Source organism: Achromobacter sp. 1011811831 (assembly GCF_059760905.1).
Map to the genome: position 1 here is coordinate 36145 of NZ_JCBANG010000042.1, position 18120 is coordinate 54264.

General features: G+C 65.7%; 14 protein-coding genes. 10 read left to right on the plus strand and 4 right to left on the minus strand.

What is annotated here, in order from left to right; all coding sequences use genetic code 11:
- Window positions 1–158 precede the first annotated feature (158 nt).
- Complete coding sequence (locus AC6LJ9_RS16950; protein ID WP_498148462.1) at window positions 159–542, plus strand: hypothetical protein; 384 nt, start codon at window positions 159–161, stop codon at window positions 540–542.
- A 7-nt stretch (window positions 543–549) separates the two neighbouring features.
- Here AC6LJ9_RS16950 and AC6LJ9_RS16955 read toward each other — a convergent pair whose 3' ends face one another.
- Window positions 550–2022, minus strand: a complete 1473-nt coding sequence (locus AC6LJ9_RS16955) for a metal-dependent hydrolase family protein (protein ID WP_498148463.1) — start codon at window positions 2020–2022, stop codon at window positions 550–552.
- Window positions 2019–2762 (minus strand): hypothetical protein, encoded by a 744-nt coding sequence (locus AC6LJ9_RS16960; protein ID WP_498148464.1) that lies wholly within the window; start codon window positions 2760–2762, stop codon window positions 2019–2021. The genes AC6LJ9_RS16955 and AC6LJ9_RS16960 overlap by 4 nt, the downstream gene beginning before the upstream one ends.
- A gap of 125 nt (window positions 2763–2887) precedes the next feature.
- Here AC6LJ9_RS16960 and AC6LJ9_RS16965 point away from each other — a divergent pair, with 125 nt between their 5' ends.
- Together AC6LJ9_RS16965 and AC6LJ9_RS16970 are read left to right on the plus strand one after the other, a co-directional pair.
- Window positions 2888–4735: a peptide transporter gene (locus tag AC6LJ9_RS16965; RefSeq protein WP_498148465.1), complete on the plus strand. Its 1848-nt coding sequence runs from the start codon at window positions 2888–2890 to the stop codon at window positions 4733–4735.
- A 199-nt stretch (window positions 4736–4934) separates the two neighbouring features.
- Window positions 4935–7748, plus strand: a complete 2814-nt coding sequence (locus AC6LJ9_RS16970; RefSeq protein WP_498148466.1) for an autotransporter domain-containing protein — start codon at window positions 4935–4937, stop codon at window positions 7746–7748.
- A 19-nt stretch (window positions 7749–7767) separates the two neighbouring features.
- Here the strand turns inward: AC6LJ9_RS16970 and AC6LJ9_RS16975 are convergent, their stop codons facing one another.
- Both AC6LJ9_RS16975 and AC6LJ9_RS16980 read right to left on the minus strand, forming a co-directional pair.
- Complete coding sequence (locus AC6LJ9_RS16975) at window positions 7768–8346, minus strand: hypothetical protein (protein WP_498148467.1); 579 nt, start codon at window positions 8344–8346, stop codon at window positions 7768–7770.
- Between the two features lie 66 nt (window positions 8347–8412).
- Window positions 8413–8973: a hypothetical protein gene (locus AC6LJ9_RS16980; protein ID WP_498148468.1), complete on the minus strand. Its 561-nt coding sequence runs from the start codon at window positions 8971–8973 to the stop codon at window positions 8413–8415.
- A 321-nt stretch (window positions 8974–9294) separates the two neighbouring features.
- Between AC6LJ9_RS16980 and AC6LJ9_RS16985 the strand changes: the two genes are divergently transcribed.
- From AC6LJ9_RS16985 to AC6LJ9_RS17015, 7 genes are all read left to right on the plus strand, one after another.
- Window positions 9295–10143, plus strand: coding sequence for a DUF4189 domain-containing protein (locus AC6LJ9_RS16985; RefSeq protein WP_498148469.1), 849 nt, complete (start codon window positions 9295–9297; stop codon window positions 10141–10143).
- Between the two features lie 182 nt (window positions 10144–10325).
- A complete protein-coding gene (locus tag AC6LJ9_RS16990; protein ID WP_498148470.1) occupies window positions 10326–10775 on the plus strand; it encodes a hypothetical protein in 450 nt (149 codons plus the stop codon).
- The gene (locus AC6LJ9_RS16995; RefSeq protein WP_498148471.1) at window positions 10762–11835 is read left to right on the plus strand and encodes a hypothetical protein; all 1074 of its coding nucleotides are present in this window, start codon (window positions 10762–10764) and stop codon (window positions 11833–11835) included. Before AC6LJ9_RS16990 ends, AC6LJ9_RS16995 begins: the two co-directional genes overlap by 14 nt.
- Before the next feature lie 140 nt (window positions 11836–11975).
- The gene (locus AC6LJ9_RS17000; protein WP_498148472.1) at window positions 11976–12776 is read left to right on the plus strand and encodes a hypothetical protein; all 801 of its coding nucleotides are present in this window, start codon (window positions 11976–11978) and stop codon (window positions 12774–12776) included.
- Window positions 12777–13012: 236 nt separating this feature from the next.
- Window positions 13013–16234 carry a hypothetical protein gene (locus tag AC6LJ9_RS17005; RefSeq protein ID WP_498148473.1) on the plus strand — a complete coding sequence of 1074 codons (3222 nt, stop codon included), beginning with the start codon at window positions 13013–13015 and terminating at the stop codon, window positions 16232–16234.
- The gene (locus AC6LJ9_RS17010; RefSeq protein ID WP_498148474.1) at window positions 16231–16713 is read left to right on the plus strand and encodes a hypothetical protein; all 483 of its coding nucleotides are present in this window, start codon (window positions 16231–16233) and stop codon (window positions 16711–16713) included. Before AC6LJ9_RS17005 ends, AC6LJ9_RS17010 begins: the two co-directional genes overlap by 4 nt.
- Window positions 16714–16998: 285 nt before the next feature.
- Window positions 16999–17952 carry a hypothetical protein gene (locus AC6LJ9_RS17015; protein WP_498148475.1) on the plus strand — a complete coding sequence of 318 codons (954 nt, stop codon included), beginning with the start codon at window positions 16999–17001 and terminating at the stop codon, window positions 17950–17952.
- The last annotated feature ends 168 nt before the right edge of the window (window positions 17953–18120 follow it).

An 18120-nucleotide genomic window follows, 5' to 3' on the forward strand; every position in this document is an offset into this window, starting at 1 on the left:
GTGCAAGAGGCGGACGGCAGGGCGGGGATGCCGGGTGCGCGGGTCGCCTTTGGTCATACCTTGATGCCAATTCAAGCCGGGACCGGCCACCCTGGCGGTCAAAGTATCATGACCACGTTTTCACGGATCGGCCACGCTCAAGGCCAGAAGGATTTTCGATGAAAAAATGCGTTCCGCTCGCGCTCTTGTCTGCCGTCCTGCTGACGGCCTGCGGTCCCAACAAGATCGTCGCCGACCTGCCGTCGCCTGATGGCAAGTACCACGTCGAGGTCCGCCTCTGCCCGCAGCCCGGTTCGCTGACCTGGACCGAGAAGACGCAGGTCTCGGTGCTGCCCAAGGACGCCACCGAAAAATGCCAGGGATCCTTGCAGGCCGTGGCCCAGTTCGATTCCTACGGGCCGCAGGACCAGTTGCAGGTGGAGTGGCTGTCCGCCACCGAAGTCCGCGCCTGGCACCCGCAGTTCAATCCGGAGTACGGTCCGCAGTCGGCCAACTACAAGCCCGGCAACCCGATCAAGCTGATCTTCAAGCCCAAGCCCTAGGCGGCGCTCACAGCGTGTTCTTGTGGACCTTGCCGTCCTTCATGATCAGGCGCAGGTTCTTGTCGGGATCCGCCAGGAAATCGAGATTGGCCGAGGGATCGCCGTCGGCCACCAGCAGGTCGGCCCAGGCGCCCGGCGCGATCCGGCCCAGCGCGCCGGGGTAGGGATTGCGCTCGCCCGATAGCGCCAGCAGCTCGCCGTTGATGCCCGTGGCCTGGCCCAGCAACGTCAACGGATCGTAGAAGCGCGTCAGCTTCGCCAGCTGCCTGCCCTGCGTCGCGGTGTTGCGAGGATTGAACAGGATGTCGGTGCCCCAGCCCGTCTTGACGCCGTGCTTCTGCGCCAGCGCATAGGCCTGGACCGTGCCCTCGGCCACCTGCTTCTGGCTGGCCTGCCGCTCGGCGTCGGGATAGGCGTTGCTGTCCTCGTCCTGGAGGAACGGCTGCAGGCTCCACCACACGTCCTGGTCGCGCATCAGGCGCACGCTGGCCTCGTCGGCCAGCTGGCCGTGCTCGATGCATTTCACGCCGGCATGGATGGCGCGCTGGATGCCCTTGGGCGTGTAGACGTGCGTCATCACATAGGTGTTCCAGTCGCTGGCGGCCTCGACCCCCGCGCGCAGCTCGCGCTCGGTGAATTGGGTGCTGTCCAGCGGGTCGTACAGCGAGGCCACGCCGCCGCCCGCCAGCATCTTGATCTGGCTGGCGCCCAGCATCAGCTGCTCACGCACGCGGCGCAGCACCTGGGCCTCGCCGTCGGCGATCATGGCCACGCCGGTGTTTTCCACCAGGCTCAGCGGCGCGTTGTCGGCGCGCGGCAGATCGCTGCGCAGCCGGAAATCCCCATGCCCGGACGTCTGCGAAATCATTGCCCCGCTGGGATAGATGCGCGGCCCGTCCACCAGCCCCTCGTCGATCGCGCGCTTGAGCGCGAACGCCGGCCCGCCCGCGTCGCGCACCGAGGTGAAGCCGCGCATCAGCGTGCGCTGGGCTTCCTTGGCGGCCACCAGGTACAGATAGCCCAGGTCGGCCGTCATGGCCGTCATCTGCGGAATCGCCGCCAGCATCGTGTGCCAGTGCACGTCGATCAGCCCCGGCAGCAGCAGCTTGCCCTGGCAGTCCAGCACGCGCGCGCCTTCCACCGTGGCGGACGCCGGCAGCAGGTCGGCGATGCGCTTGCCCTTGACCAGCACCTGCACGCCCTCGCGCGCCGCCTTGCCCGAGCCGTCGAACAGGCGCAGCTTGGTCAGCAGCAGCGGGCGCGCGTCATCGGCCAGCGCGGCCGCCGCCGTCGCCACGGACGGCAGGGCGAAGGGCGCCAGCATGGCGGCCATGCCGCCCAGGAAATGGCGGCGCGACAGGTCCTCGGTCACGCGCTGGTGCAGCCGCTGGCACTGCGCGTCGTGGCAGGCGCACTGGCGGGTGCGCAGCGGCCCCAGGATCCGGGAAAACGGCGAGGAGGAATCGGAACGGTAAGTCATGGCTGGCCCGCCCGGTCACGGTAGGCCACAGCGACCATGGTCATCAGCACGAAGGTGATCAGCACGCACAGCAGCGTGCCGACCACGCCAGAGGCGATGCGTGCGCCGGTGGGGTAGTACAGCAGCGGTTGCAGGTCCATGGCGACGAAGCTGCCGATCACCAGCAACAGCAGCAGCGCCAGCATCAGCGGCCAACGCGGGTAGCGCATCGCCGCGCGCGCGTCGCGGAATCCATACTCGCCCGTGACCGCGACGCGCGGCAGGGACACGCCCACCACGGCCAGCGCGTACAGCACCGGCAGCCAGATCAGCGCCATCAGCGCGGTCAGGGAAGAGAAGAAAACCTTATCGGTCTTGCCATCGAGCAGCGCGTACAGCACAAAGGGCAGATCGCCGCAGACGCGCGCCAGATAGGTGACGCCGATGGCCAGCGCGGCCAGCAGCACCAGGTGACGGGCCTCGCCGGCGCTGCCGCGCGCCGCGCCATCGTCGGCCGCGTGATTGACGACCCGGTGCCAGGCGTAGCTCATGCGCGCGAAGGCGATCAGATTGACCAGCGCGAGCACCACGAACAGCCAGTCGCGGAACTGGTACGGCTTGGGCGTCAGCAGGGCGAAGGGCAGCGACAGCGTGAAGACCGCCAGGGACCAGGGCGCGGCGGCCAGCATGGCGCGGCCCTGGTTGCGGATGACGCTTGCGGTCGCCGAGATGAAACGGCGCGCTCCGGGTGTGTTCGACAAGGGATTCCTTTATCTGGCAACGAGGAGCTTAGTTTATACAGGTAGCGGCGCGTTGCCGCGCCGGCGATCCGCGCGGACGATGGAACGCATTCAGGGCAACTGCCGACTCAGCGGGGATGGATGCCATGCCCGCCGATCCGCGCGACCCGCCCGCGTTCTCCCTGAGCCAGTTCGAATGGCTGGTGCATCGTCGCCAGCACGAGGCCGCCGGATGCCTGTTGCTGCTGGGCCTGCGCCGCCTGGACGAGCGCCACGGGGCGCTGCCTGCCGGGCTGTCCGAGGACGCCCGGGCGCATTTCCTGGCCCGCTGGGCGGCGGCCATCGGCGCCCTGTTCGCGGACCCGGGCTTCCAGGTCTCGCGCGACGGCTTCGAACAGTTCCTGGCGCTGCAGCGCTGGCTGGCGGCCATCTTCGGCGCCACGCCGTTTGGGCATGCGGATCACGTGATCGCCGCGCTGGCCGGCGCGACGCGAGGGCGGGGCGGCGGGCTGGCGTTGGGGCCGGGCGACTTGCTCAAGTACTGCGTGTTGTGCGTGCCGGACTCCGAACTGGACGTGCCGCTGGACGCGCTCTGGGCCCATGACGCGCGGGCGGCGGCGGGCCTGTGCATCGCCCAGCTGGCCGCGCGCCAGATGGTCACGCCTTCGGCCTGCGCGCGCCGCGAGACCATGCTGCGCTGGCTGCCTTGCAAGCTGGCGCAGTTGCCGGACCTGCGCGGCCTGCCGACAGCCGTGCTGCATGACGCGTACATGCATTGCAGCTATGCGCTGGCGGCGGACAAGCACGACATCAAGCGCGAGATCAACCGCCTGCTGCGCCAGCGGCTGCTGGCCGACGGACTCGACGACATGCGCGCTCATCCGCCAAGGCGCGCGCGGCCCTTGATGCTGGTGGTGCTGGAGGCCTTCTCAGCGCAGCATTCCCTGTATCGCACGCACTCGTCGACCTTGCGCGCGGCGCGCGCCCGCTTCGAGCTGCACGGGGTGGCGATGGCCGGCGTCGTCGATGCGGCCGCGAGGACGGTTTTCGATCGCTGCCACAGCCTGTCGCCGCCGGATGAGGTGGCGCAGGCCGTGGCGCTGGCGCGCGAACTCCGGCCAGACATCATCTATTACCCAAGCATCGGCCTGTCGCCGCTGGCGGTCCGGCTGAGCAATCTGCGCCTGGCGCCGCTGCAGCTCGCCGCCGCCGGCCATCCCGCGACCACGCACGCGCCAGGCATCGACGCCATGCTGGTCGAGGAAGACACGCTGGGCGATGCCTCTTGCTTCAGCGAGCGCGTGGTCACGCTGCCCAGGGACTGCGTGGTGCATGTGCCGCCGCCCGGCTTCCAGGCCCGGCCCGCGTCGCCAGGCGTGGCCAGCCCGCATCCAGACCCGGAACGCCCGCTGCGCGTCGCCGTCTGCGCGACCTCGCTGAAGTTGAACGCCTGCTTCCTGGCGACCTGCCGGCGTATCGGCGAGCGCGCATCCAGGGCCATGCAATTCCATTTCTTCGTTGGCGACTGCCGGGGCGTGGCGCACATGGCCCTGCGGCGCACGGTGACCGCCGCCGTGCCGCAAGCCCAGGTGCACGAAAGCATGCCCTACGAGGACTATCTCGCGCGCCTGCGCGGCTGCGATCTGTTCCTCGATCCCTTTCCCTACGGCAACACCAACAGCATCGTCGACACCGTCAGCCAGGGCCTGCCCGGGGTCTGCATGACAGGCCGCGAAGTGCATGAACGCCTGGATGCCACGCTGTTCCGGCGGCTGGGCTTGCCGGAATCGTTGATCGCGGCCGATGCCGAGCAATACGAGCGCGCCGCGATCGGACTGATCGACGATGCGCGGGGCAGGGCAGCCCTGACCGCGATGATCCTCGGCAATGGCGGCGCCGACGCCTTGTTCCAGGGCAGGCCCGAGCGTTTCGGCCCGATCGTCGAGCGTCTGCTGGCGCAGGCCCGTTCCGCCGTTCCTGACATGCCGCGCTGACGCGTGGAACCGAAGCACGCACGCGTCCACACAGCGTCACCCGACCGCGCCGCCCGGCGCGGCGAGGTCCTTGCAAGCTCAATCGTTCGTTCAGGCGCCCAAGCACGGAGGCCGCATGCATTCTCAGTCCCGCATTCCACGCAAACAGCAACGACGCGTTCCGGCAGTCAGATCCATCCATAGCCCGCTGTACCGTTCATTGTTCCTGGGCATCGTGCTGGGCGCGGCCTTGCCCGTGGCGGCGCAAACGGTGGATGCCGTCAGGGTGGAGGGGGGCGCCAGCACGGAAGGCTTGCCCGTCGATGCCAGCCATCACGCGCCGGCCGAGCTGATCGTTTCCGGCAACGTGACGTTGCGCGGCGGCGATGTGGTGGCGGACACCGACAACACCTATGCCGTGCCCAGGCAAGACCAGACCGTCACCGGAGGCAGTGCCGCCTTGTCCGCCGTGCAGAACATGAGCGTGGCGGGTTCGATGGTGCTGTCGGGCGGCCAGGCGACCGCGATCTCCGACTACCAGGATTACGAGGTCCCGGATCGGGGTGCGGCGAGGGGCGCGGGCGGCGCGACGACCACGCGAATCGGCGGCAGTCTCGCGGTGGGCACGGACCTGGTTGTGCGGACGGCGCCTGCCACGGCGTTCTCCCTCGAAGGACCCTACGCGTCGGCGCGGGCAGGCGCGGCGAGCCTGGAAGTGGGCCGCAACCTGAGCGTGGGCGGGGATTTCGTGATCGACGCCGCCCCGGTGGGGGTGATGCTGGTGTCGTCGAGCTCGGGCGCGGCCCAGGCGCTGCGCGAGGCCATTCAGGTGACGGTGGGCGGCGACGCATCCGTCGCGGGCCGCCTGGAATTGTTCGGCGGTCAGGCCCTGGCGGAAAACCAATCGTCCGAGGATGTCCTGGCCTCGGCCCGGTGGCGTCCCGTCACGCTGGACGTGGGCGGCAACCTGGCAGTGGCCGGCGACACGACCCTGCATGGCACCGACGCTAACGTGATACGCGTGGGCGACGCGCGCGCGGTCGGCGACGGCCGGGCATCGGATGCCGGCGTGATGCGGATCCGCGTGACCGGCGATAGCGTCATCGGAGGCGGCCTGGCGTTGCAGGCGGGCTCGGCGGACATCATGAACACCCGAAGCGCCTCGGATACCGCGCAGGCCACGGGCCAGTCCGTGCAGTACGTGGCGCAAGGCGACCTGAGCGTCGCCCAGGGCATCACGCTGCAAGCGGGATCGGCCAAGGTGGGACGTCCAGGGCGGGATCTCCGGTTCAACGGCGTCGCCAAGGGGGGCAACAGCAGCCTGCAGGCGAGCGCCAACCTGACCAGCGATGGTCCGGTCAGCGTGCTGGCGGGCACCCATTACGTGGCTGCCCGACCCGCCACGCTGGAGTTCCGGGAGACCGCCATCGACGCGCCCGCCTACGCCGCCGCCGGATCCGCCTCGCTGTCGGTGGCGGGGACGCTCTATATCCGCCACCAGGACGGACTGGTCGTGGCCGGCGAGCCCGGCGCCGGGCTGCCCGGCAACGCGGCCGCGGGCAGTCCCTATGGCCAAGCGGTGTTTGCCGCCGGCGTGCTGCGCAGCCCGGCAGCGACCTTCAGTGACGCCAGCCGCGTCAGCATCGGCACGCTGGACCTGCGCGACACCAGCACCCAGCTGACGTTCGACAACACCCGGCCCTACAACGCCGTCACCGGACAAGGCGTGCAGATCAGCCAACTGCTGTTCGGCGGCGGCAACACGCTGACCATCGGCGGCAACGGCGGCTTCGGCTTCCAGGGCGGCATCACCGTGCTTGGGCCCAATGCCGCCTATCAGGGCCCGGCCCTGTCCGCCAAGGGCGGCCAGCTGAGCTTCCTGCTGCCCGCCGACGCCGTCAACGGCACCACCATGCTGCGCGCCAGCGCGCCGATCGGCACGCAGGGTGCCACCGTGGCCATGCAGGCCGCCGGCCCGCTCAAGCGCCTGCAGCCGGGTGACCGCGTCACCCTCATCAGCGCCACCACCGGCACGGTCGCCAACCCGGGCTCGCACATCCTGGAGTATGGCGCCTACCGCTACCTGTTCGATGTGCAGAGCGCGTCCGCGCTGACCGCCACGCTGGCCGCCACCAATCTGACGCTGGCCGCCAACAAACTCTACCCTCGGTCCATCGGCGCCGGCATCGGCGCGCTGGCCGACAGCGGCGGCATGCTGTCGGCCGCCGACCTGCGCGGCCCCGAGCGGCGCGGCCTGTTCTTCAGTCCGGACCTGGGCCACACCCGCTACACCGACAAGAACCTCAAGCTGGACCGCGCCAACGCCGTGTTCGGCTACGCCCTGGGTGGCGCCACCGCCGCCGGCGACTACGTGGTGGCGCCGCTGGTCGAGGCCGGGCGCACCCGCTATCGCGGCCAGGCCTCGTCGGGCGGCCTGTCGGCCGAGGGCAAGGGCCGCGTCGACAACATCGGCGTGGGCATCCTGGCGCGCTACTGGTTCCTGGGCGGCGCGTATGCCGAGGCCTCGTTGCGCGGCGGACGCATGCGCGGCAGCTATACCGACGATATCGATGGCAGCACCAACTACCGGAGCCGTTCGAACTATTGGGGCGCCCACGCCATGCTGGGCCATGTGGTGCCGTTGAGCGAGCGCGGCCAGCTCGACGCCTATGCCCGCGCGCAGTGGCAACGGCTGGGCGGCGATTCCGTGCGCAACGACGCGGGCGACCAGCTCAGCTACGACGCCACGCAAGCGCTGCGCACGCGCCTGGGCGCGCAGTACGTCTACGCGGTCGGCGACCAGACGCGCCTCTACGCGGGCGCCGCCTGGGAGCAGGACGCCAGGACCGAGGTGCGCGCGCGGCTCGACGGCAAGGCCTTGCAGGGCGCCGACACCAATGGCGGCGCGACGGTGCTGGAAGCGGGCGCGCGCTGGGAGCCGTCGCCGTCATGGTCGCTGCGCCTGAGCGCGCAAGGCCAGTTCGGGGCGAGACAGGGGATAGGGGGAGAGGCTTTCGTCTACCGGCGCTTCTGAGGCGGGACGCAGGCCGCGCTCAGTCTTCAGCGGCCTGCCACGCCCGCAACCGTTCAAAGACCCGAAAGCCCACATAATCGCTTCTGTCCGGGTAACGCCGCCGGTAGTAGCAATCCCAGTAACTGATCATGCGCTGCTCGGCCAGGTCCAGAAACGCCGCGTTGTCGCGCAGGAACCCACCGCAGCCTCGTGCGTCCATCGCCGGCAGATGGGCCTCGACCGTCTCCAGGATCTGCATCACGTATTCGCCGCAAAGCTGCAGCACGAAGGGCAGGGGCCACGCCTGCTCAGCCTGGGCCAGCCGCGCGATCTGGCGCTGCCGCAGCTTGCCGTCCAGGTGCCGCGACAGCACGCAGGCATAGATCAAGGCCTGGGTCGCGTTCAGTTGTGGAAACAGCGCTTCGTCAAAGCCGTGTTCGATGCGGTAGGGCAGGGTGAGCGCCTGTCCCCGCACCCGGACGGGCACGCCCCGGTGATAGTCGGCGTCCGGCCGGATCAGCGCGCTCACGCGGCTCACGTCCTCGCGGATCTCCGCCGGAAAGGCGGCCGCAAGCGGATCCGTGAGCGGCGTGTCGCGTGATGGAAAGTGATCGGTCATGGAACGAGGCGGGCGCGGAGGGAGGCCGGGGATAATCCGGCATCCCCGCCTGATTATCCTGCGCGGCTACTTGCGATAATTGCTGGCCTCGCGCTCGCCGGCCCATTTGCGCAAGGCATTGATGAACTCGGGGCAGACATTGCCGTCCACCTGGCTGTCGATGATGATGCTGTCCTGCATCCGCATCACCACCTTGCATTCATACACCTTGGTGCGATTGCCGTAATACCCGCTATTGGTCTGCTGGAATACCGGCGTGGCCGCGCTGGTCGCCGTGGCCGGAATCATGCCCACCACTTGCTGCGACGAGCCGGTGGACACCCATTCGGTATACGGGGCGGTCTGGTAATCGGACCAGACCAGCTCCATCGTGTTGCCCACCGCGCGCTTGGTCGACGGCTCGCCCAGCGCGGTGATCGCGTCGGCCACCGGACGGCCCTTCATGTTCTTGGCCACGTTCACGCTGGGCGACAGCGACAGCCCCTGCGAGAACATGTTCGAGAGCGAGGGCAGCGTCGAACTGCCGCCCGTCGGCATCGGCGCGCAACCCGCCAGGGCGGCCGCCGCCAGCAACACCGGCAGGGCCTGCGCCGACCGCCATACCGAACGAAGTCGCGATGTCTTCATAATGTGCTACGTGCTCCCTCTATATCTGGCGTGCTGCCGCTGGCGTACTGCCACCGGTCTATTACCAATGCGATCATCTGGCGCGGGAAAACCCCGCGCCGAAGGTGCGTCATGTTAACGGAAAGACCGCGCCATATTGCATGGCAAAACCCGTGAAACTCGTTAAGTTCTGTTTCCAAACGAGCGCGCGCCGCGCGCGGGAGTCAAACACCTGCGTGATAACATTCGCGCGTTTCGTCGCTCGCGCATATTCCATCGCGCGCTCGCGTAAATGCCTTGTTTCCAGCACGCCGCACCTTACTTACTGGATACCGCAAAACGATGATGCCCGCGCGTCTGCTTGCCCTGTTCCGCGCCACCGGCGCCGCCTTCGCCACCGCCGGCGCGCTTGCCCTGTCCATGCTGGCCGCGCCCGCCGCCCACGCCGAAGCGTTGTATGGCGCCGTCGCCACCGACGAAGCCCAGGCCAAGCTGTATTGGGTCATGCCGGAAACCTCGGCCGGCGTAGCCAAGCAAGGCGCGCTGGCCAAATGCAACAAGGCCGGCGCCAAGGGCTGCAAGAGCGTCACCGCCTTCTCCGACAGCTGCGTCGCGCTGGCGCGCAACTCGCGCAACGATCTGTTCTGGGGCAATAGCGTCTCGGCCGAAATCGCCGCGAAGAAAGCCATCCGCACCTGCACCAACGACAGCGCCGACGGCAAGTGCAAACTGGCCGCCATGCCGCTGTGCGCCGGCCCCGGCTATAGCGAAGCCGACCTGAAGGCCCCCAACACCGCCACGCCCGCCCAGCTTGAAGCGCTGTCCGCCAAACTGGACTCGCGCGGCTACTGGGGCTCGGTCGCCGAAATGGAATCCGGCGCCCTGACCTACGCCGACGGCTACCCCACCGAGAAACAAGCCGTCGATGCCCTGCTCAAGTGGGAAGACTGCAAGGGCTGCCGCACCGTGCTCACCTATACCGACACCTGCGTCGGCATGTCCTGGGGCAAGGGCAGCGAAGGCCGCGGCACCGGTTTCACCGCACTCAATACCGACCCCGTCGCTGCCCGCAATGAGGCGCGCGCAACCTGCAACGCCAAGAGCAACGGCCTGACCTGCGTGGCCACGGTGCGCTGCTCGGGGCGCGCGTATATCAGCGGGTATAAGGGCGAGGACGAAAAGGCGAATTAGTCAGGAGACATGATGCGGGGCGCGTCATCGGACGGCGCGCCTTGCCTGTCGTCGCTTGAGATCACTTGTCCTTCCGTGCCAGCGCCAGCCGCGCTAGGCACGCCAGGCGCGCGCGTACGGTCGGGAACGCCTGGCCGTCGGATTGCCACACAGTCATATCGTGTCTACCGGCGATCCAGATCATGTCCGACGTGCGCTTTCGTCCCTTGCTCGCAGACCTTTGCCGGTTCGTCGGCCTGGACGCTTCCGACATTCTTGAAACGGGCAGCCTGCGCATAGGCGATGTCGACTTCATGCTGAGCTGCGGGCTGGGCGTGTTTTCGGAATGCATGCAGGTCAACTGCGATTTTGGCCTGTCGCCTGACGCTCAGAGCGGCGGCGGTTGCGCGGAGCTGCTGCGCTTCAACGTCATGGCTCACGAGTTTTCCCGGTTGGGCGAACAGATCCATATGGTTTTCGGCGCCTCGGGCAGTGGTCGGGTGCTGCTGATGAGCGCGCTGCCCCTGGCGGATCTGTCGGGGAAAAAGCTTGCCACCTATCTTGATACCCTCGCCGGCCAGGCGATTGCCTGGCGGCAGGGAGAGGATTGCCTGACGACGGCAATTCGGGGGGCTGGCAATGGACGGCAATAACGGGATTCGCAATCGCTTCACCCCCAATACGTCGAGCAATCGGAACGACGGCCCGAATCAGGCGGGCAATGGAAACGGTGGCATCAATCAAGCCGTCAACGGAAACGGCGATGCCCGACCACCGCCAAATCAGGACGTCGGCCACGTGGTGCTGGATATGCACCACGTCGAGCCCGTAGTGAACCAGGCCGTCACCGGGGAGCTGGCGATGCGTCACGGTATGGCCAGGGGCGTAGTGGGCGGCTTGATGTCGATCGCGGCGCGAATCGCGGTTCCCTTTGTGGTCCGGTCGGTGCCTGTGCTGGGAAACCATGCCACCGGCGAGGCGCTGGCATTGACGATGGCCTTTCGCCTGGGACGCCAGGTTTCCGATACGGCGGATCATTTGCTTGGCGGCGTCATCCAGGATCAACAGGCCAGGGGGCGCGTCGCCAACGCCCTGGGCGGCATTGCAGGCATGGCGGCATATTTTGTCGGCCGGCAAGCCAGTCCGGTAACGATCGCGAACAGCGCATTGACGGCGATTCTGAATCGGGCAATCACCAGCGCCCTTAGTCATTTCGGCGCCACATTCAGCAATACCATCGGGCCGGTGCAGGCGCGGGATGCGCTGGCTTCAGAACATGGCGTGCGTTTCATGCTGGGAATGCTGGCAAGCGCATTAATGGAATCTCCGGTGTTCCAGCTTCCTCGTGACTCGATCGTGCGCCCAATCACGTCAGGCGCCGTGGCGCTCTTCGCGACATTGGCGGGCAGCATGGCGGAAAACAGCTTGAGAACAGGAGAATTGGCCGCCACGGACGCCAACCGGCCCGGAGCGCTGTCAAGCATCGTTCGCGCTTTGATCGGCCCGTTTGTCGATGGCAGCCTCTCGCCAGCAACGTCGATCATGACGGGTCTGATGATGGAAACCTACAGTCCCGAGGCGAACGGACAGGACAGGGACGTCTATTTTGCCGTGCTGGCCACGATGCTTAACGAATTGAGCACAATGACCGACGGCATTCTTGATCGCGTGCTGGCCAGTGCGAACCGGCCAGATCCAGACCTCGGACAATAAGCCTTAAGCGGCCTGGTCGATGCTGGCCGGCTGTCTGATTTGCCTCGCATGGCGTTTCCCGCGATCATCACGTCGGGAATTCAACGCGCACCCGGCGGTGTATTCCTGCCTTGATTCACGCTCTAGCAGGAGTCCCGCCCATGTCCGAACACCACCAATTCCTGTTTCCGCGCGACATGCACCTGCCGCCGCCCGACTGGCGCGCGCTGGAAGCCAGATTGCTGGACGGCGGCTACGTGCTTGAACCGCGCGGCCAGAACATTCCCCGACGCGCCCTGATCAACCTGAGCTTCGGCCTGGCCAGCCTGCACGAAGGCTCATACCAATACGATGAACACATGCGCACGCCCGGCGATGTGATCGCCCTGTATGCGCGCGCCGGTTATCTGCCCCCGGACATTCCCATCCGCCATAACGACACCATGGAAGAAAGCGTGGCGCTGCTGGCCAGCCATGGCATCACGCTGGGCGATCTGTATGCCGACGACGAGGGCAGCGATTGGCATAGCCCGCAATACTGCCTGGGACCGGCGGCCAGGGAATATCTGAGCGCCGACGTGCGCGCCGATCATGACGCGGATCTCCAGAGCATTCCGCTGATGCTGCTGGCCTATGACGGGCCGTCGCCCAGGGTGGCGGTGGGAGAGAACCTATGCGAGCCGAGTTTGCCAGGGTCGGAGGCACCGCTGGAGTCCTTGCCGCCGTTTGGTTCGCATATTGATTTCATCGGGGCGGCTTATGAGGATCCGGGCGTGCAGTGGCATTGCGCGGACGATGGGAAGGCGTATCGGATCCTGGAGCTGGATTGGCATTTCAGCCTGGCGATGGGGTTTCGGATGGTGAGGCTGGAGGGGGTGGATGAGGCGAGCGCGCAGGGGCTGGCGAGGATGATCGGGAAACTTGCCGGGTTGGAGATGGCTTGCAGCCATCGGCATTTGTGAGGGATTGCCGTGCCGGCTCTGGCTTCCTGGTGTTCCGCGCCCAACGGCCACCGTCTTGAATACGCCGAACATGCAGCAGGCGCATGCCGCCAATTCAGGCCAGCCGCTTGATCGAATCGATTTGCTATCCTCGTTGCAACACGCCGGCCGCGCCGCCTGACCCGCGCCTAGCCCATCCTTCGCATCCCCGCCCATCATCGACCATGACGCCCTCATTGAAAAAACACCGCCCGTCCGTGCAGCGCATCCTCGCGGACGTTGCGTCCCTGAGCCATGATCAACGCTACCGGCGCATGGTCGAACTCGGTCGTGCCTCCCTCATGGATGCCCATCTTGCCGAAGACCTGAAATCCCTGGCGCAATCGGATATCCATTACGAGCGGCTGTTGGCCCTGATGTCGGCCAGCGGTTCCTGCGCGGAGGATCTGATTGTCACGATGCTCGCCGATCCCTCGCCCATGCTGGCATCGCGCGCCGCCCGATTGGCCGCACGGGCCTTGCCCGATGAGATATTGATCCGGTTGATGCCGGATCTGACGAAGCCATGCCGCGTGGATCTGGCTTGCCGGCTTTGGCAGTCCGGACGCGGGCAGGTGAACGACGCCGTCTACCCGACACTCGAAGGGAGCGCGCGCCGTCATCTGCTTTCCTGGACGACCGATGCCTTCATCGAGCGGCATCTGGACGCCGAGCAGATGGCCGCGCTTGACGCGCCGCAGTGGGCGACGCTGGCTCAACGCTTGCCCGGATTCGTGCGCGACAGGCTGACCCATGCCCTGGAGCAGTCCGGCAATCCGTCCTACGTCCTGCGCCTGGCCGTCCGGGCCTCGCTCTATCGCATGTTGCGCAGCGACCCGGATGCCGGCTTGAGCCTGCTGCGCGTGGCGTTCACCCGGATGCCGGTCCATGACTTGCCGCTGGCGCGCTACGGGTCGCTGTTCCCGAAGGAAATCGCCGCGATCATCGCGGGCTTGGGCGGCAGGCAGCGCATTGCGCTCACGGTGCAGACCCTGAAGCGCCTGGACGCGTCCACGCTTTGCGAATTGTTGGCGGCCGACGCGCTGCCCAACCTGCATGAAGTCTTCCCACACCTGAATGCCGGCCAACGTGACGCCCTCTACCGCCAGGGCGGCGAAGCCTGGCGCGAGCACAGCGGGGCGCTCCCGCTCGCCTTCGTGCAAGCCCTGTCCAGCGCGGCCAGGCAGACCGAAGCGCGCCACGCGTTTTCGCTGCGGCTGCTGGCCGCCGAGCCGATGGCGCGGTTGCCTTACCTGTCCTGCCTGCCGTTCCAGGAAGCGCTGGCCCTGGCCCAGCCCTTCCTGTCGCAACCCGATGGCGAGCTGCGCGCGCAGGCCGTGGCCGCGGTGGTCGGGGCGGGGCGGTACGAGGCCTCGAGCCTGCCCGCCATCCTGGATTTCTGCCGTGCGCGTGAGAACGAGCAGGACCCCGTGCGGCTGGCCATGTTGACGGCCCTGGCGGCGCTGCCGCCGTCGCGTTGGGAAGCCGCGCATCTGCCCGGTTTCACGGCGCTGATTGATGCCGCGCTGCGCGCGCGGGACTGCTCGCACCAGACCATGGCGGCCGCCACGCAGTGGCTGATGGCCATCATCGCCGCGCACGCGGCCTTCGTGGCCGAGACGCTGCCCCGTCTGGTGGAACGCATGGGCAGCATGGGCAATCTGCGCTACGGGCATTGGGAATCCCGCATGAGCGATGGCGAGCTGATCGGAATCGCCCCGCACTTGATGAGCCTGCTCGACACGTGGATCCGGCGGGAACGCGCCCCGGTCGCGCTGCAACTGATCTTCGGCTTCGGCTGCCGGGCGAAGGCCGTGGACCGGTTCATCGAGCTGCTCGCCGACCTGACCCAGGACAAGCGCGGCAACGTGGCTCGTTCGGGACTGGAGGCGCTGACGCGGCTCGGACTGCGCAAGCGGGCCGCCGAATTGATTCCCCGCCTGGTGCAGGACGATCCCAGCTGGATCCAGGTTTCAGCGGTGTCCTGGCATATGCATCTGCACAGGCAGGACCTGCTGACGCCATTCCTGAGCGCGCGGGTCTACAAGGGGCGCTTTCCCAGCGGCAAGGCGGCGTTCCTGCCCGCCTTCGACAGCGGCTTCTCGCGCTGGACGGCCGCGCAGCAGCAATGCTATGCCGACGAACTGGTCAAGATCCTTACCAGCACCCAGCGCAATGCCTGGGAACTCTACGGTTCGGTCGAGCGCTACGCGGCCATGCCGTCCATCGACCTGGCGCCGCTGGTTCATCTTGCGCGCCTGGACGCGCCCGACCAGGGACTGCGCGACAAGACGCTGGAGGCGCTCGGGCGCGCCGACTCCGGGCGCGGCGTGGCCGAGCTGATGCAGGCGCTGGATGACAACCGGGCCCGCGTCGCCATCTATGCCTTGCGGCGATCCCTGATGAACCTGCGCCCGTCGCAGGTGCTGGACCTGCTCGCCCGCGTGCCGCGAGGCAAGGTCACCGTGGCCAAGGAGATCATCCGGCTCGCCGGCGATCTGAGGACGGACGACGCCTTTGCCTTCCTGGCCCGCATCGAAGGCGACGGCAAGCTGCATCCGGACGTGGCGATTGCCTTGATGCGGGCGTACTGGAACTTCCTCGAACACCCCGACGTCTGGCAGCGATTGCATGCCGCCGCGCGCAGCGAGCAGCCGGCACTCGCGCGCGCGACCATCCGCATTCCGCCGACGGGACTCTCCCCGGACGGCCAGCGCGCCTTGAGCAGGCATCTGGCATTGCTGCTTGGACACGCCGATGCGCAAGTCCGCAAGGAAACCCTGGAAAGACTGATCGCGATGCCGCCGGGTGAAGGCGAGCCTTCGCTCTATCAAGCACTGGCCGCGCAGCTCGATGACGTCGATGTCTCGCGAGTTGAACTCGCGGCCAGCGCGCTGCTGGGCATCCATGCGAGAAACCAGCCGCGTGAACTGGCAAGCAGTTTCGCGGCCACGACGCGGGCACAGTCATTGGCCGCCATCGTGAACTCGTACCGGAGGCAGACGCGATCTGGCCTGCTGGAACTGGGCGCGTCGGCGAGCCTGCTGGTCGAGGCCTTGCTGGCCAGGCGCTGGCATCCGGGGCTGGCGCTCCGGCTGGCGTTTTCGGTATTGAATCCGGAGGCCGCGCTGGCGATCGCGCGGCAGTTCGATGCGGCGGAATTGATGCACCCCGGCGTTGTTGGAGACGTCCTGGATGCGCTTTCCGAGACGGTGACCGGCGCGCGCCTGGAAGCGCTGGCCCAGGTTGAAGCATCGCTTGGCGCCGAGCGCAACGCCGGCATGCGGCGCATCGGCCTGGGCATGTTGTGCGAAATGTCGGCCCGTTGCGGATGGCCCCCGGAGATGCGCCAGCGGCTGTTTGCCTATCGGCAGGACAAGGATGCCTGGGTGTCCGACGCGGCCGACCTGATCACCTATCCGGATGAGTCTGCAGAATGAAGCGATTCCTTGTGGCCCACGACTACGGCATGGGCTCCCTGTGGTGGTGGATCGAGGCCCCCTCGGCAGAGGCGATCATCCAGACTTATGCCGAAGTCATGATCGTTGAGCCGGCCGACGGCGAGGCGGAGAGATTCGCGGACATTCCGTCGCTTCGCATCGGCGATCCTGCGCCTGCGGGGCTAGATGATCTGGAGGAACAGCGCCGAGTTCAGCGGGCCAGCCCGAAATTCGGGGCGCTGGTGGGGCGCGGCAGCGTCTATATCAGGAAGGATTATCCCGAGGAACAGGAGATCTATTTCTTCGAGTACGACGAGCAGGGGTATCGCACGCGGCAGGTTGTTGTGTCGGCGGGTGGCGAGGCGGAACGTAGCGGGCCGGAGGATTGGCTTTTCAATCCGCCGGAGGATTTGTGGGATCCGGAGCTGGCGGAGTGTGAGATTGCGCGGGAGGAGTTTGAGGGTTGGTGGGGGGTATAAGCAAGGCTCGGCCGGACTAAATTCGGCACGGGGGCGATGGCAATCGGACGCCGCTATTTTGTTTGGCGTTGCCATTGTGACGGGGCGCCGGCCGGTGAGGTTGGAGGGGGGCGGCGTCGACATTTGTGATGAAGAGCCCCTACTTTCTGCTACGCTCGTAAGAAATTTGAGATATATATAAAAATAGATTGCCTGTAAAGGTCTCCAGCTCCGTTGAAAGTTTGATGCTTTCTGGTGAGTTGGAGGAATAATAGATTTAATTCCTTTGTTCTCAACCGAGTATCAATGTCTAACACTAAACTCACGGATGCTCAGCTCAAGACGCTAAGGCCACTTGAAGAAGAACTGCGTAAGGCGGTTCGGCAGGCGGAGCCAGATATGGCGATTGAGGTCGCATCAAAGATCCAGGTGATCTTCGATAAAGACAGGGGGCATACCCGTTTGCTGAGAGCTAAGCTATGGGCATTTGAAGCATGCCTAGATGCAAATCGGATTTCTTACTCGGAAAGAGGATTTATAGGTATACGGAAGCTCGCAGGGCCGACAACTCGGCTCTATTTGGAGGCGTCGTCGTTGTTGGCTGTTTGTTGCTTGCGGAGAAAGGATGTCGGTGAGGCAAAGAAGATTATTTCAGAAGTTATAAATAGAATAAATAACATAACATCGGACCGGACTAGGCATCAATTTCAGCGGCGTTTAGTGGAGAGAATTGAAGAGGAGTGTATTCTTGCGGAATTGATTGGCACCGGTGAGGCGTCGTTGGATGCTAAGGAAATTGAAAATAAAGCGATATTTTTGATACAGAGAAGTAGTGATGATGATATTTTTAAATTAATAGGAAGTAGTGTTCCTGAGGGTGGCGTGAAACTTCTTGTTGGTGTTAGAAATTATTCTATAAATCAGTTGCCTGCTCCCGATAGAAAATTGCTGCCTCCACCGGAGGTGGCGGAAAGCCCAAAGAATATCGGTCGAACGGCGTTCTCTATATTAAAGCGAGTCGCTTGGAAATCTCTATGCAAACCATCTAGCCCAATTTATAAGCTCTGGTCAAACAGGATTCCTAAAGTTTTCAATGAAGGTTATTTCTCGGCTGCAATCGTAAGTGCGCTTGGTGACTTCAGAATTGGAGTTCCAATGATTGCTAGTGGATTGCTGGCGCTTGTCATGAAATACTCGGCGGAGGAGTTTTGTGATATATCAAAACCAAAGGGAATTATGATTGGTAGGGATGAGAAATAGATTCTTATCTGACGGTTGCGCAATTGAAATGATGGTTTTGCGGGAGTGTCAGAAATTCTGTGTTCAAGGCGGGCTTAGGAACTACACGGAAGGCCTGATAAACCGTTCCTGATAGAGGATAGCGAATTGGTTCATGGCCTGCTTCCAATCGCGAGCTGGCCGTCCCCA